This is a genomic window from Streptomyces sp. NPDC048278, from assembly GCF_040652195.1.
Lineage (GTDB): Bacteria > Actinomycetota > Actinomycetes > Streptomycetales > Streptomycetaceae > Streptomyces.
The window spans coordinates 217,817-231,752 of the sequence record NZ_JBEZLP010000005.1; the positions used below are offsets into that span (position 1 = coordinate 217,817).

Below are 13,936 nucleotides of genomic sequence, written 5' to 3' on the forward strand. Positions count from 1 at the left end.
CGGCCGTCAGCCGTCCGCGACACCGCCGCGGCGAGTCGCGCAGTTCCCCGCGCCCCTGGCAGGGCGCTGCACTCAAGCCCGATCGACAGGCGAAGCGACCCTTCGCTCCGCCAACGGCCGTCAGCCGTCCGCGACACCGCCGCGGCGAGTCGCGCAGTTCCCCGCGCCCCTGGCAGGGCGCTGCACTCAAGCCCGATCGACAGGCGAAGCAACCCTTCGCGCGGCCACCGGCCGTCAGCCGTCCGCGACACCGTCGCGGCTGGTCGCGCAGTTTCCCGTGCCCCTTACGGAGCGCTGTTGCGGACGCTTCTGTGGGCGAAGCGGTCCTTCGCGTAGCGGCCCCGGTTCTCCACCGGCACCACCCCGCTCGCCGCGCCCAGGCCGAACTTCGGCATGTCGAAGTAGATCGACTCGTAGGAGCCCTCGGGGGCTACGTACGTCTCGTGCCAGAGGCCCACGTGGGCGTGCAGCTTGCCCGCCTTCTCCTTGCGGTTCACGGCGCCCCACACCTTGTGGTGGAGCAGGCCCACCTCGCTCGCGTACGCGTACAGCTTCTCCTTGGACTCCCAGTACTGGACGACGTAGTACGTCCGCGGCGACGCCGTCAGCAGGATGCGGCCGAGCAGCCCCCGGCCGGGGTCCCGCGCCAGCTCCGCCAGCATGCGGAACATCGACACCATGACCGGGACCCACTGGTGGACCGCCCAGAAGTGGTTGATGCGCATGCCGATGAGCAGGACCACCGCATCGCCCTCGCGGGCAGCGGTCGTACGGCCCGGAATCGGTTTGGCGAACATGGAGACCATGTGGAGCGACACCCCCGGAGCCTTGTCGGATAGCGACACTATCCTTCTGTGGATGCTTGGATAGTGGCACTTACCAAGGAGGCGCGCAAGACATGCGGCTTGCCCGGTTGAGCGAGCGCAGCGGGGTGCCCGTCGCGACGATCAAGTACTACCTGCGCGAGGGGCTGTTGCCGCCCGGCCGCCAGGTCAACGCCACGACCGCGGAGTACGACGAGGAGCACCTGCGGCGGCTGCGGCTGGTGCGGGCGATGATCCAGGTGGGCCGGATCCCCGTGGCGACGGTCCGCGAGGTGCTCGGGCATGTCGACGACGACTCGCTGGGCCGCACGATCCGGGTGGGCGCCGCACTCTGGGCGCTGCCGCAGCTGCCGGAGCCGGACGAGGACGACGAGTACGTACGGGCCGCGCACCGGGAGGCCCGCACCCTGCTCGACACGCTCGGCTGGGCGAACGCCAGGCAGCTGACGACGATCTCCCCCGCGTACCGCCGGCTGGTGGTCGCGCTGGCCGCGTTCCGCCGGCTGGGCTACGACTGGGACGCCGAACTCCTCGTACCGCGCGCGAAGTTGATGTACCAGGCGGCCGTCGCCGATCTGGACTTCATGGAGACGCAGCCGTCGGAGGAGGAGAAGGCGGAGGCCGCGGTGGCCAGCGCGGTGCTGGTGGAGCCGATGTTGCAGGCCCTGCACCGGCTGGCCCAGGAGGAGGAGTCGGCCCGGCGCTACGGCTTCGGATAGGGCGCCGTAGGGACGACAGAAAGAAGGCCCCCCGCCGAAGCGGAGGGCCTTCATCGCGTACCCCCGACCGGATTCGAACCGGCGCTACCGCCTTGAGAGGGCGGCGTGCTAGGCCGCTACACAACGGGGGCGTGGATCTTACAGACGTTCGATGTACAACGCTGCAGATCCGAGCTGGTCTACCTGGACTCGAACCAAGACTAACTGAACCAGAATCAGTCGTGCTGCCAATTACACCATAGACCAATGATGGTTTAGACCAGTTCGTACCCCCGACCGGATTCGAACCGGCGCTACCGCCTTGAGAGGGCGGCGTGCTAGGCCGCTACACAACGGGGGCCCTAGCGATCATCCGTGGAAGATCTCCGTACCCCCGACCGGATTCGAACCGGCGCTACTGCCTTGAGAGGGCAGCGTGCTAGGCCGCTACACAACGGGGGCTTTGCAGATGAGCTCTGCGAGCTGGCCTACCTGGACTCGAACCAAGACTAACTGAACCAGAATCAGTCGTGCTGCCAATTACACCATAGGCCACTGGAACGCAAGCCCCTGAGGGGATCTTGTTCTAGTTTCGCGCCTCCGGTTCCGGCCTTTCGGCCCGCTCCCCGGCGGCGCAGGAAGAACATTACCTGAAGGTGGACGGGGCTCCAAAACGGGTATCGGCGCGGAGGATCGCGGGCAGTTCGGCGAGGGAGGCGATCCGGTGCGGGCCGGCGGGAGTGTCGGCCCTGGTGGCCGCGCCGGTGGACAGCCCGGGGCGGTCGATCCACACCGACAGCAGCCCGGCGTCGGCGGCGCCGCGCCCGTCGATCTCCGGGTGGTCGCCGACGTACGCGACCTGGTGCGGGGCGAGTTCCAGCGCCGCGCAGGCCGCCAGGAAGGCACCGGCGGCCGGCTTGGAGACGCCCAGTTCGGCCGCGCAGAGGACGGCCTCGAAGCGGTCGTACACCCCGAGCGTGCGCAGCTTGCGGTCCTGGACGTGCAGGCTGGAGTTGGAGAGCACGGCGTGCCGGTATCCGGCCGCGAGGGCGTCCAGGGCGGGCAGGACGTCCGGGAAGAGGGCCCAGACGGCCTCGTAGTGCGTCAGGTACCGGCGGAACCAGTCGTCGGCCTCGGCGTCGGTCAGCTCACTCTCCAGGAACACCCGGACCCGGTCGCGGCGCTGGCCCTCGAAGGAGAGCTCGCCCGCCGAGAACCGCGCCCACTGCTGGTCGGTGATCTCGCGCCACCGCACCAGCGCCGCCTCCGCGCTCCCCCAGCCGGCGAGCAGCCCCTCCGCCGCCAGATGCGCCCGCATGCCCTCGCGGTCGGCGCTCGTGTAGTCGAAGAGGGTGTCGTCCACGTCCCACACCACGGCCCTGATCGTCATGACACCGACCGTACTCCGCGGGTGCCGTCAGCCCAGGGTGATCCGGCCGGTCAGGGTCAGGGTCCGGCCCTGGCCGTCGCGGGGACGGGCGGTGAGCTTCCAGGTGTACCTGCCGGTCGCGGCCACGCCGCCGTTGTCGGTCCTGCCGTCCCAGGCCGGGCGGACGGCCGCGCCCGTGGAGGCGCCGGTCAGGGTGCGCCGGACCGTGCCCGAGGGGGTGGCGAGGGTCAGGGTCCACCTGGACGGCTTGTTCAGCTGCCACACCGGGGACCAGGGCGCGGACCTGGTGACGGCGGACGGCGAGTAGACCTGCGCGTCCATCTGGGCGAGCGGTGAGGTGGGCACGCGGCTGGGGACGATCCACACCCTCTCGTAGCTGCCGAGGTAGGCGATCTGGCCGCCGAACCGGTCCACGGCCCAACGGCCGTTGCTCGCGCCGGTGTTCAGATCGGTCGAGGGCAGCACGGCCACGACGTGCGTCTTCGCGGTACCGGTGTGGACGTCGGTGAGCAGCAGTTGGTGCGTGGTCCGGTTCTCGCGCACCAGGAAGCCGTCGCCCAGGCGGGCCGGGGAGCGGCCGGCGGGCACGGAGATGTTGCGCTTCGCCGCCCGGTCGTAGACCCCGGCCGGGCCGGACGGGCCGCAGCTCCAGTAGAGCCTGCTGTTGACGGCCTGGATGTCGGTGGGCACGCACCGGCCGCCGGTGACGACGGTCGTCGTGGTCCTGCCGGTCTTCAGGTCGTGGCCGGTGATCGACCCCTTGGCGCTGCCGGGCGTCCACAGGACCTGGCCCCACAGGGCCGCGGTGGTGCGGTTCCGGGTGAGCGCGGTCTTTCCTGACGTGGCGCCGCGCGGGAAGTCCTCGATCTGCTGCACGCCGGGCGTACCGCCGTTGTAGAGGACGTAGCGGCCGGTGCCGCCGGCGATGCGACCGCCGGAGTCGCCGGTGTCCACGCTCGACGAGGAGCCGGTGTCGAGGCCGGTCCGCAGCAGGTTCTCGTGGCCGGAGGGATCGGTGGACAGCACGGCGACAGTGCCGTCGCCGAGCGCCTCCAGCTGCGGGCAGGCGGTGTCGCCCGGGAGGCAGGTCACGTCGGGCAGGACGGGGCTGCGCGGGGCCTGGGAGCCGACCGGGCTACCGGAGGCGTCCAGCGCGAAGCCGGAGATCCGGTGGCCGCGGCTCTGCCTGCCGTCGAGGAACAGCTCGCCCCCGGCCATGGCCAGCCCCTCGACCCGTTCCTGTCCGGGCGGGGCCGGGGCCGCCTTCCGGGTGGCGGTGCCGCCGGCCGCGGTGGGGGTGATGCGGTAGATGTTCCAGTCGACGTTGGAGGTGCCGGCGGTGGCGAGCGCCCCGCCGTCCGGGGTCGGGGCCATGCCTCCGGAGGAGTCCGCGAGGACGGTGCCGGTCTCGCCGGTGGTCAGCGAGCGGGCCGTCAGCGCGGGCTCGGCGCCGCCGTAGACGACGGTCGGGTTGCCGATCAGAAGCTGGTCACCGACGACGGCCACCGTCTCGGCGCCCCGGACGGGCACGACGCCGGGCTGGGTGTCCGGGGCGGCGTCGACGCGGATGTACCTCCAGTCGGCGACCAGCCAGCGGTCGTTGAAGCGGACCTGCGGATCGGCGGCCACCCCCGTGACATAGCTGCGGAAGGTGCCGTCGCCCAGGTCCACGAGGCCCACGGAGGTCGTGCCGTCCAGGGTGTAGACGAGGGCGGCCCGGCGGACCGAGCCGCCCGGGATGTAACCCGTCGGCACGGCGCCCGCGGGGAGTCCGGTCACCGGGAGGTCGGTGGTGGAGCCGTCGGCCGCGGCGCGCAGGACGTGCGGGGTGCCGGAGGCGTCCTGGGTGAGCACGCTCCAGCCGGAGGTGGTCCGGTAGGTCTGGCCGGCCGGGACGGTGACGGTGGCCGTCACGCCGGTTGAGCGGTGCCGCTGCGTGACCTGGGCGCCCTCGTCCCACGTGCTGACCACGTCGGTGCCGGTGGCCAGGTCGTCCGGGCCGGCGTGCGCGGGCGGGACGAAGCCCGGGTAGTCGACCCAGGTCCCGGGGCCCGCGGCGGTCCGCGGCTCCCACTGGAACCCGGAAGCCCCCGCCCACATGTAGGACACGACGGTCGGCTCCTCCGTCCGGAACGTGACGAAGCCGGCCGGCGGCGGCACGTCCACGGGCCCGGCCTGCGCGGGTGAGGTCGCTCCGACGCAGGTCAGCGCCGCCGCTGCGGCGACGACGGCCGTGGCCAGTCTTCGCGAACGGATCACTTCGTCTCGTGAACGGGTCACGTCCCCCACCCCCTGCACCGGCCGCGCATGCACATCATGCGCACAGGAAACATCCAACGTGCACTCAGGAAGCGGGACTCGGCCGCCCAGGTGAACTCCGGGAGACGGCCGGGAAACACGTGCGGGGCGGCGGCCGGTGCCCCGGCCGCCGCCCCTGCCTACGCGCGCGTACCTATGCGGCCAGCTTCGCCAGCGCCGCGTCGATGCGGGCCAGCGTCCGCTCCTTGCCCAGGACCTCGAGGGACTCGAAGAGCGGCAGGCCGACCGTGCGGCCGGTGACGGCGACCCGGACCGGGGCCTGGGCCTTGCCGAGCTTGAGGCCGTGGGCCTCGCCGGCGGCCAGGACGGCCTCCTTCAGGGACTCGGCGGAGGTCCAGTCGGCCGACTCCAGCTTCTCGCGGGCCGTGGCGAGAAGGGCGTCGCTGCCCTCCTTCATCGCCTTGGTCCAGGACGCCTCGTCCTCGACCGGCTCGGCGAGGAACAGGAAGTCGACGTTCTCGGTGATCTCCGAGAGGACCTTGAGGCGGGTCTGGGCGTGCGGGGCGATCGCCTCCCACTTCGTCTCGTCGAAGTCCTCCGGGGCCCAGGGCGCGAAGGGCGCCTTCAGCCAGGGGGCGCAGCGCTCCGTGAAGTCCTTCACGTCCAGCATGCGGATGTGGTCGGCGTTGATCGCCTCGCACTTCTTGAGGTCGAAGCGGGCCGGGTTGGGCTGGACGTCCGCGATGTCGAAGGCCGCGACCATCTCGCCGATCGAGAAGATGTCCTGGTCGGCGGAGAGCGACCAGCCCAGCAGGGAGAGGTAGTTGAGCAGGCCCTCGGGGAGGAAGCCGCGCTCGCGGTAGAGGTTGAGGGACGACTCCGGGTCGCGCTTGGAGAGCTTCTTGTTGCCCTCGCCCATCACGTAGGGCAGGTGGCCGAAGGCCGGGGTCTGCTGGGCGATGCCCAGCTCGGTCAGCGCCTTGTAGAGGGCGATCTGGCGCGGGGTGGAGGAGAGCAGGTCCTCGCCGCGCAGGACGTGGGTGATCTCCATGAGGGCGTCGTCGACCGGGTTGACCAGCGTGTACAGCGGGGCGCCGTTGGCGCGGACGATGCCGTAGTCCGGGACGTTCTCCGCGGTGAAGGTCAGCTCGCCGCGGACCAGGTCGGTGAAGGTGATCGTCTCGTCGGGCATCCGGAAGCGGACGATGGGGGTACGGCCCTGGGCCTTGTACTCCTCGACCTGCTCGGCGGTGAGGTCGCGGCAGTGGCCGTCGTAGCCGGACGGCTTGCCGGCGGCGCGGGCGGCCTCGCGGCGGGTGTCCAGCTCCTCCTGGGAGCAGTAGCAGCGGTAGGCGTGGCCGGCGTCGAGCAGCTTGGCGGCGACGTCCTTGTAGATGTCCATCCGCTGCGACTGGCGGTACGGCGCGTGCGGGCCGCCGACCTCGGGGCCCTCGTCCCAGTCGAAGCCCAGCCAGCGCATCGCGTCGAGCAGCTGGTCGTACGACTCCTCGGAGTCGCGGGCCGCGTCGGTGTCCTCGATGCGGAAGACCAGCGTGCCCTGGTGGTGCCGGGCGAACGCCCAGTTGAACAGGGCGGTGCGGACCAGGCCCACGTGGGGGTTACCGGTGGGCGAGGGACAGAAACGTACGCGGACGGGAGTGCCGGATGCGCTAGCCACGCTTGACAACCTTGTTGGTGAGAGTGCCGATGCCTTCGATGGTGACGGCGACCTCGTCGCCGACGCTGAGGGGGCCGACCCCTGCCGGGGTGCCGGTGAGGATGACGTCGCCGGGGAGCAGCGTCATGGCCTCGGTGATGTTGACGATCAGGTCCTCGATGGAGTGGATCATCTCGCTCGTCCGGCCGAGCTGGCGCTGTTCGCCGTTGACCGTGAGCTGGATCGTCAGGTCGGACGCGGTGGCGAGGTCGAGGTCGGTCTCCACCCAGGGGCCGAGCGGGCAGGCGGTGTCGAAGCCCTTGGCCCGGGCCCACTGCTTCTCGCGCTTCTGGACGTCCCGGGCGGTGACGTCGTTGGCGCAGGTGTAGCCGAAGATCACGTCCGCCACGCGCTCGCGCGGGACCTCGCGGCACAGCCGGCCGATGACCACGGCCAGTTCGGCCTCGTGGTGGAGGTCCTGGGAGAAGGACGGGTACTGGATCTCGTCGCCGGGGCCGGTCACCGAGGTGGACGGCTTGAAGAAGGCGAAGGGGGCGTCCGGGACCTCGTTGCCCAGCTCCTTCGCGTGCTCCGCGTAGTTGCGGCCGTAGGCGACGACCTTGCTGGGGAGCACCGGCGGGAGCAGACGGACCTTGCTCAGCGGGACCTTGGTCCCGGAGAGCTCGAAGTCCGTGAACGGAATGCCCTTGATGATGTCGAGGACGAGTTCGTCCTGCTTGTCGCCCTCGACCGCGCCGAAGGCGACGTTCCCGTCGATGGAGAATCTGGCGATGCGCACGGGATCCTGCGCCCCTCACTGAACCGGCTGGAGTCTGACGCCCCAGGCTAACGTGGTGAGGGGTGGCCGCCGCGGAATAACCCGGTCGCCGGGTGGGTGAGTGATCGGCGGGCGGGTGCCGTACTACTCCGCGACCGAGGTCCCGGCCGGGACGTCCATGAGGATGGTGCGCCGGGGGTTGGCGGTCTGGGAGGGGAGATCGAGGGAGTGCTCGGGCAGCTCGGGGGTCTGCAGTTCCTCGGCGTCCTTGAGGTGGGCGAGGGTGGTGCGCCGGGGGTTGGCTATGTTGCGGAACATCATCGTCGTCTTCACGGTTGTACAGGACCCCGTCGTGTGTGGGTTGGCAGAGACTTCCCTGTTGTAAAGCGCCAGGCTAAACATCGAATTCCCGGCCGAAGCGGCGAAGAGGCCTTGATCCGCATGTGAGTTTGCTCACGGCGCCAGGGGCAAAGCGGTCATATCAGGCCGACAACTCACCGCAACGAAACGGACATTGGCGAACTGAACCTGTCATTCCGCTCCTGATCATGGCGACTGGGACACGGCCCGCACACCGGCGACTGACAGGGATACGCCCTTTATGTACGCGATCGACTTCCACATCTCGTAACGTGTCACTCACACGCTGTCACAGAGGTCACAGCTCGGTCCGCGGCCCTTGTTGGAGATCCGGCACTGTGCTGGAATTCCACGGACCGCCGCAGGATCGAGCCGGCGCGCAGAGGGCGCAACGCAGCGCCGAGTGGCGGCGAGACAGGGGGAGCCAGCGCCGGTCACACTCACGACCAACAGGGTGCGCATTCAGGGCGCTCCCCGTTCAACGCCGACACCGTGTCCTTCCGTTCCCGGAGGGGCGCCTGGTCCAGAGGTTGCGACGCTAGTGCAGGGACGTTTCAAGAGGGATGGCAGCGCTTCGGCTGAGCCGGCGGCGCACGGCGGGACCGACCGCGGTTCCTCGCCCCAGCACGCCCAGAACCCGGGCCCGGCCCCGGCCGGCGGTGGTGGCGACGGCGGTGAGCGCTCCGGGCGCCCCGCCGTGTCGGCGTCTTCGGGCCCCCAGCCGGCCGCGACTCCGACTCCGACTCCGCCGGTCAAGCCCACGCAGGGTCCGTCCAGCGCGGGCTCGCGCATAGCCCTGCGCAACTGGCGCATCTCCACGCGCCTGGTGTCGCTGCTCGCGCTCCCCGTGGTGGCGGCGACGACGCTGGGCGCGGTGCGCATCAACCAGTCACTCGACTCCATCCAGCAGCTCGACAACATGCAGCTGCTGACGGACATGACCACGCAGGCGACCGAGCTGGCCACCGCGCTCCAGACCGAGCGTGACAAGACGGCCGGTCCGCTGGCGCACAACGGTTCGCCCACGAGCTCCGCCGTCAAGGGCCTCGAGGACCAGACCGACCGCGCCCGCGAGAACTTCCTCAACGCCTCCGAGGAAATCGACACCGCGAGCAAGAACGGTCAGCTCCAGGGCGTCCGCGACAGCCTCGTCGGTCTGGCCGGCCAGCTGGACGACCTGGCGAAGATCCGCAAGGACGCCTTCCAGCAGAAGGAGAACTCGACCCAGACGGTCGAGGCCTACCACCGGCTGATCACCCAGCTGATCGACCTCTCGCAGGACATGGCGCAGGCCTCCAGCAACCCGGAGATGATCCAGCGCACCCGCGCCCTGGCGGCGTTCTCCACCGCCAAGGAGTACGCGTCCGTACAGCGTGCCGTCATCGCCGCGGCCCTGCCCGCCAACGGCACCAGCTCCGGCGACCTCTCCGAGAACGACCGCCTGTACGGCGAGTCGGCCCAGGAGAGCGAGACCTCCGAGCTGACGATCTTCCGGAAGATCTACGCCGGCAACGCGGCCGACCTGCTCAGCCCGATCGACGGCAACAACCCGACGATCGAGGCCGCCGACACCTACGCCAAGCGTGCACTCGGCGCCCAGAACGGTCTGAACGAGCTCAGCAAGCGCTCGTACCTGGACTGGGTGGACGACAGCTCGACCAAGATCGAGCAGATGCAGAAGATCGAGCACACGCTGCTCGAGGACATGGAGCAGAAGGCGCGCGAGCTGCGCAACTCCTCCGAGCAGTCGGCGATCATCTCCGGTGCGCTGATCCTGCTCGTCCTCGGTGTGTCGCTGGTCGGCGCCTTCATCGTGGCCCGCTCCATGATCCGCTCGCTGCGCCGCCTCCAGGAGACCGCCACCAAGGTCGCCCAGGACCGCCTGCCCGAGCTGGTCAAGCAGCTCTCCGAGTCCGACCCGCAGGACGTCGACACGTCCGTGGAGTCGGTCGGTGTGCACTCCCGGGACGAGATCGGCCAGGTGGCCGCGGCCTTCGACGACGTGCACCGCGAGGCGGTCCGCCTCGCCGCCGAGCAGGCCCTCCTGCGGGGCAACGTCAACGCGATGTTCACCAACCTCTCGCGCCGCTCCCAGGGCCTCATCCAGCGTCAGCTCTCGCTCATCTCCGAACTGGAGTCCCGCGAGGCCGACCCGGACCAGCTGTCCTCCCTCTTCAAGCTCGACCACCTCGCGACCCGTATGCGCCGGAACGGTGAGAACCTTCTGGTCCTCGCGGGTGAAGAGCCCGGCCGACGCTGGACCCGCCCGGTCCCGCTGGTCGACGTGCTCCGCGCCGCCGCGTCCGAGGTGGAGCAGTACGAGCGCATCGAACTGGCCGCCGTGCCGACCACCGAAGTGGCCGGCCGCGTGGTCAACGACCTCGTGCACCTGCTCGCCGAGCTGCTGGAGAACGCCACCTCGTTCTCCTCACCGCAGACCAAGGTCAAGGTCACCGGTCACGCGCTGCCCGACGGCCGCGTCCTGATCGAGATCCACGACACCGGCATCGGCCTCTCTCCCGAGGACCTCGCCGCGATCAACGAGCGGCTCGCCTCGCCGCCCACCGTGGACGTCTCCGTCTCCCGCCGCATGGGCCTCTTCGTGGTCGGTCGTCTGTCGCAGCGGCACGGCATCCGCATCCAGCTGCGGCCGTCCGACTCCGGTGGCACGACCGCGCTGGTCATGCTCCCGGTCGACGTCGCCCAGGGCGGCAGGAAGCCCGCTCCCGGCAAGCCCGGTGCCCCGGCCACGTCCGGCGGCCCGGCCGCCGCGCAGGCCGCGGCCGGTGCGGCAGCCGCCCGTCGCGGCAACGGCCAGGGCGGTGCCGGTGGTCCGCTCGGCGCGGGTGCCCCCGCCCCGGCGCTCGGCGGCGGTGCCCCCGCGGCCGGCGGACGCGGCGGTTCCCTCGGCTCCGGCGCCCCCTCCGGCGGCGGACTGCTCGGTGCCGGTGCGGCTCCGCGCGGCCAGGTCGGCGCCGGCCAGGGTCCCCGGGCCGCGCTGCCCGGCGCGGGCCCGAACGGCGGCCGTCCCGGTACGCAGCAGGGCGGCGGACGCGGCTCGCAGGGCCGGCCGAACACGGGTGCCGGCGGCTTCGGCAACCAGGACGCGTTCGGCAACGCGCAGGACTCCTTCGGCGGCCAGGACGCCTTCGGCAACCGCGCCCCGGTCCCGCCGCAGCGCTCCGCGAACCCCTCCGACCAGGGCCGTCAGCCCCAGCTGCCGCCGCGCGGTGGCCCGCGGGCCGAGCTGCCCGGCGCCAACCCGCCGGCCGGCCGCCCCAGCTGGAGCGACGACAACGCCCAGCCGCCGCTCTCCCGTGCCTCGCTGGACACCCCGCGCGGCCACGACGAGCAGGACCCGGCCCACACCGCGCCGATGCCCCGCATCGACGACCGGCAGGACTTCGGCGCCACCTCGCAGATGCCGGCGATCCCGCAGGCTCCGTCGACCGGCGAGTTCCCGCGCCCGGACTTCAACGCGCCGAACGGCTCGCAGAACACGGGGTCGTTCCCGCGGCCGGGCACCACCGGCCCGCAGGACACCGGTTCCTTCCCGCGCCCGAACGTGAACGGCCAGCACGACACGGGGTCGTTCCCGCGGCCCAATGTCAACGGCCAGCAGGACAACGGCCAGTTCGTGCGTTCCGACGTCTTCGGCACGCCGGCCGGACCGCAGGGCGGCTCCCAGAACACCGGGCAGTTCGCCGCGCCGCAGGCCTACGACAACGGCTCCACCGGCCAGTTCGCTACGCCGTCCTACGACGGCGGCTCCACCGGGCAGCACTCCCTGCCCGGTCGGCAGAACGGCTACGCGGGCAACGGCCAGAACGGCAACGGCCAGAACGGTACGGGCCAGTTCGAGCGTCCGGGGACCAACGGCCGCGGCCTCGACTTCGGCGCGCCGCAGCGCCCGCCGGTCCCGTCCGCGCCGCCGGTCCGCCAGGAGCCCGAGGCGCTGCCGCCGGCCACCGGTCCCGGTGACGGCCGTACCCCGCTGTACGACACGCTGGAGACCAACTGGTTCCACGGCGGCCAGCAGGAGCAGCACCCCCACAGCAACGGCAACGGCTCGGCACCGGTCCCGCCGATCCCGCCGGTGCCCACCCAGCCGCCGGCGCCCGCCGCCGCGGCCCCCCAGCGTCCCGCCCAGGCAACCTGGCGCACCTCCCCGAACGACGACCTCGTCCGGCAGGCGGAGCGTGTACGGCAGCCGGCGGCGGGCGGCGTCACCACCTCCGGTCTGCCGCGCCGGGTCCCCCGGGCGAACCTCGTCCCGGGCACGGCACAGCAGCAACAGCACCAAGCGGGTCCGCAGGTCTCGCGTTCGCCTGATGACGTTCGCGGCCGGCTGACCAATCTCCGTCGGGGTATCGCACAGGGTCGACAGGCCGGAACCGGCCCGCAGACCGGCACCTTCCCGAGCCCCACTCACCAGCAGGAGCGTTAGTTGAGTCCGATGAGCCAGGCGGCACAGAACCTCAACTGGTTGATCACCAACTTCGTGGACAACACCCCAGGTGTGTCCCACACCGTCGTCGTGTCAGCCGACGGCCTCCTTCTGGCGATGTCCGAAGGCTTCCCACGCGACCGTGCCGACCAGCTGGCGGCCGTCGCGTCCGGGCTCACCTCGCTGACGGCCGGGGCCTCCCGGATCTTCGAGGGCGGCAACGTGGCGCAGACGGTCGTCGAGATGGAACGCGGCTTCCTCTTCCTGATGTCCGTCTCCGACGGCTCGTCCCTCGCGGTCCTGGCCCACCCGGAGTGTGACATCGGCCTCGTCGGCTACGAGATGGCGCTCCTGGTCGACCGCGCGGGCGCGGTGCTCACGCCCGACCTGCGTGCCGAACTGCAAGGCAGTCTGCTCCACTGACAGCCCGGATCCAACCCGCCTCACCAAATCACCGTCCGGCCGCCACAATCCCCCCACCGGCCACGTCCGACGGCTAGCCCGACCGACTTGCTGTCCCGCCCGGAGGAACGATGACCCCGCCCACCGCCTCTCATGATCCGTACGCGGAGCCGTACGGGGACGAGGGCGACCAGCCGCTGGTACGTCCTTACGCGATGACCGGCGGCCGGACCCGGCCGCGCTACCAGCTCGCCATCGAGGCGCTGATCAGCACCACGGCCGACCCGGCAGCGCTCATGGGGCTGCTCCCGGAGCACCAGCGCATCTGCCACCTGTGCCGCGAGGTGAAGTCGGTGGCCGAGGTCTCGGCACTGCTCGCCATGCCGCTCGGTGTGGCCCGGATCCTGGTGGCCGACCTCGCCGAGGCCGGCCTGGTCGCCATCCACCAGCCGGGCGGCGACGAGAACAACGGCGGCGCTCCTGACGTGACGCTGCTCGAAAGGGTGCTCAGTGGACTTCGCAAGCTCTGACGGAGGCCGGGCCACCACCTCCGCGAAGATCGTGGTGGCGGGCGGCTTCGGCGTCGGCAAGACCACTTTCGTGGGAGCGGTCTCCGAGATCAACCCGCTGCGCACGGAGGCCGTGATGACGTCCGCCTCGGCGGGCATCGACGACCTGACGCACACCGGGGACAAGACCACCACCACGGTGGCCATGGACTTCGGCCGTATCACGCTCGACCAGGACCTGATCCTGTACCTGTTCGGCACGCCCGGCCAGGACCGTTTCTGGTTCATGTGGGACGACCTGGTACGCGGTGCGATCGGCGCGGTGGTGCTCGTGGACACCCGGCGTCTGGCCGACTGCTTCCCGGCGGTGGACTACTTCGAGAACAGCGGTCTGCCGTTCGTCATCGCCCTCAACGGCTTCGACGGACACCAGCCCTACACACCCGAAGAGGTGCGCGAGGCGCTGCAGATCGGACCGGACGCGCCGATCATCACGACCGACGCCCGGCACCGCGCCGACGCGAAGAGCGCGCTGATCACGCTGGTGGAGCACGCCCTCATGGCGCGCCTGCGGTAGCCACTGCGCCGTAGCCAAGTTCGTCGTCGCGTACG

General features: G+C 71.1%; 11 protein-coding genes and 5 tRNA genes. 5 read left to right on the forward strand and 11 right to left on the reverse strand.

Annotated elements, in window-relative coordinates; genetic code table 11:
- Window positions 1–284 precede the first annotated feature (284 nt).
- On the reverse strand, window positions 285–797 hold the full coding sequence (locus AB0D74_RS11740) for a DUF4188 domain-containing protein (RefSeq protein WP_362584222.1): 513 nt from the start codon (window positions 795–797) through the stop codon (window positions 285–287).
- 101 nt (window positions 798–898) lie between these two features.
- Between AB0D74_RS11740 and AB0D74_RS11745 the strand changes: the two genes are divergently transcribed.
- On the forward strand, window positions 899–1,543 hold the full coding sequence (locus tag AB0D74_RS11745) for a MerR family transcriptional regulator (RefSeq protein ID WP_362583596.1): 645 nt from the start codon (window positions 899–901) through the stop codon (window positions 1,541–1,543).
- 58 nt (window positions 1,544–1,601) lie between these two features.
- Here the strand turns inward: AB0D74_RS11745 and AB0D74_RS11750 are convergent.
- The 10 genes from AB0D74_RS11750 to AB0D74_RS11795 form a co-directional block, all read right to left on the reverse strand.
- Window positions 1,602–1,674, reverse strand: a tRNA-Glu gene (locus AB0D74_RS11750).
- Window positions 1,675–1,717: 43 nt separating this feature from the next.
- Window positions 1,718–1,789: transfer RNA gene (locus AB0D74_RS11755), tRNA-Gln, on the reverse strand.
- 21 nt (window positions 1,790–1,810) lie between these two features.
- A tRNA-Glu gene (locus tag AB0D74_RS11760) sits at window positions 1,811–1,883 on the reverse strand.
- Between the two features lie 28 nt (window positions 1,884–1,911).
- Window positions 1,912–1,984: transfer RNA gene (locus AB0D74_RS11765), tRNA-Glu, on the reverse strand.
- A gap of 21 nt (window positions 1,985–2,005) precedes the next feature.
- Window positions 2,006–2,077: transfer RNA gene (locus AB0D74_RS11770), tRNA-Gln, on the reverse strand.
- Window positions 2,078–2,168: 91 nt separating this feature from the next.
- The gene (locus tag AB0D74_RS11775; RefSeq protein ID WP_362583599.1) at window positions 2,169–2,912 is read right to left on the reverse strand and encodes an HAD family hydrolase; all 744 of its coding nucleotides are present in this window, start codon (window positions 2,910–2,912) and stop codon (window positions 2,169–2,171) included.
- 27 nt (window positions 2,913–2,939) lie between these two features.
- Window positions 2,940–5,192, reverse strand: a complete 2,253-nt coding sequence (locus AB0D74_RS11780; protein WP_362583601.1) for a hypothetical protein — start codon at window positions 5,190–5,192, stop codon at window positions 2,940–2,942.
- 172 nt (window positions 5,193–5,364) lie between these two features.
- Complete coding sequence (gltX, locus tag AB0D74_RS11785) at window positions 5,365–6,849, reverse strand: glutamate--tRNA ligase (RefSeq protein ID WP_362583604.1); 1,485 nt, start codon at window positions 6,847–6,849, stop codon at window positions 5,365–5,367.
- On the reverse strand, window positions 6,842–7,627 hold the full coding sequence (locus AB0D74_RS11790) for a fumarylacetoacetate hydrolase family protein (protein ID WP_362583607.1): 786 nt from the start codon (window positions 7,625–7,627) through the stop codon (window positions 6,842–6,844). Before AB0D74_RS11790 ends, gltX begins: the two co-directional genes overlap by 8 nt.
- 123 nt (window positions 7,628–7,750) lie before the next feature.
- Window positions 7,751–7,939, reverse strand: a complete 189-nt coding sequence (locus AB0D74_RS11795; RefSeq protein WP_362583610.1) for a hypothetical protein — start codon at window positions 7,937–7,939, stop codon at window positions 7,751–7,753.
- 568 nt (window positions 7,940–8,507) lie between these two features.
- On the opposite strand from AB0D74_RS11795, the gene AB0D74_RS11800 reads away from it, so the two are divergent.
- The 4 genes from AB0D74_RS11800 to AB0D74_RS11815 all read left to right on the forward strand — a co-directional run bounded on the left by AB0D74_RS11800 (window position 8,508) and on the right by AB0D74_RS11815 (window position 13,901).
- Entirely contained in the window at window positions 8,508–12,413 is a 3,906-nt protein-coding gene (locus tag AB0D74_RS11800; RefSeq protein WP_362583613.1) for a nitrate- and nitrite sensing domain-containing protein, read from the forward strand.
- 9 nt (window positions 12,414–12,422) lie between these two features.
- Window positions 12,423–12,836 carry a roadblock/LC7 domain-containing protein gene (locus AB0D74_RS11805; RefSeq protein ID WP_003973453.1) on the forward strand — a complete coding sequence of 138 codons (414 nt, stop codon included), beginning with the start codon at window positions 12,423–12,425 and terminating at the stop codon, window positions 12,834–12,836.
- A gap of 110 nt (window positions 12,837–12,946) precedes the next feature.
- Window positions 12,947–13,345, forward strand: a complete 399-nt coding sequence (locus AB0D74_RS11810) for a DUF742 domain-containing protein (protein WP_019058642.1) — start codon at window positions 12,947–12,949, stop codon at window positions 13,343–13,345.
- A complete protein-coding gene (locus tag AB0D74_RS11815; protein ID WP_046729249.1) occupies window positions 13,326–13,901 on the forward strand; it encodes an ATP/GTP-binding protein in 576 nt (191 codons plus the stop codon). Before AB0D74_RS11810 ends, AB0D74_RS11815 begins: the two co-directional genes overlap by 20 nt.
- Window positions 13,902–13,936: the final 35 nt, after the last annotated feature.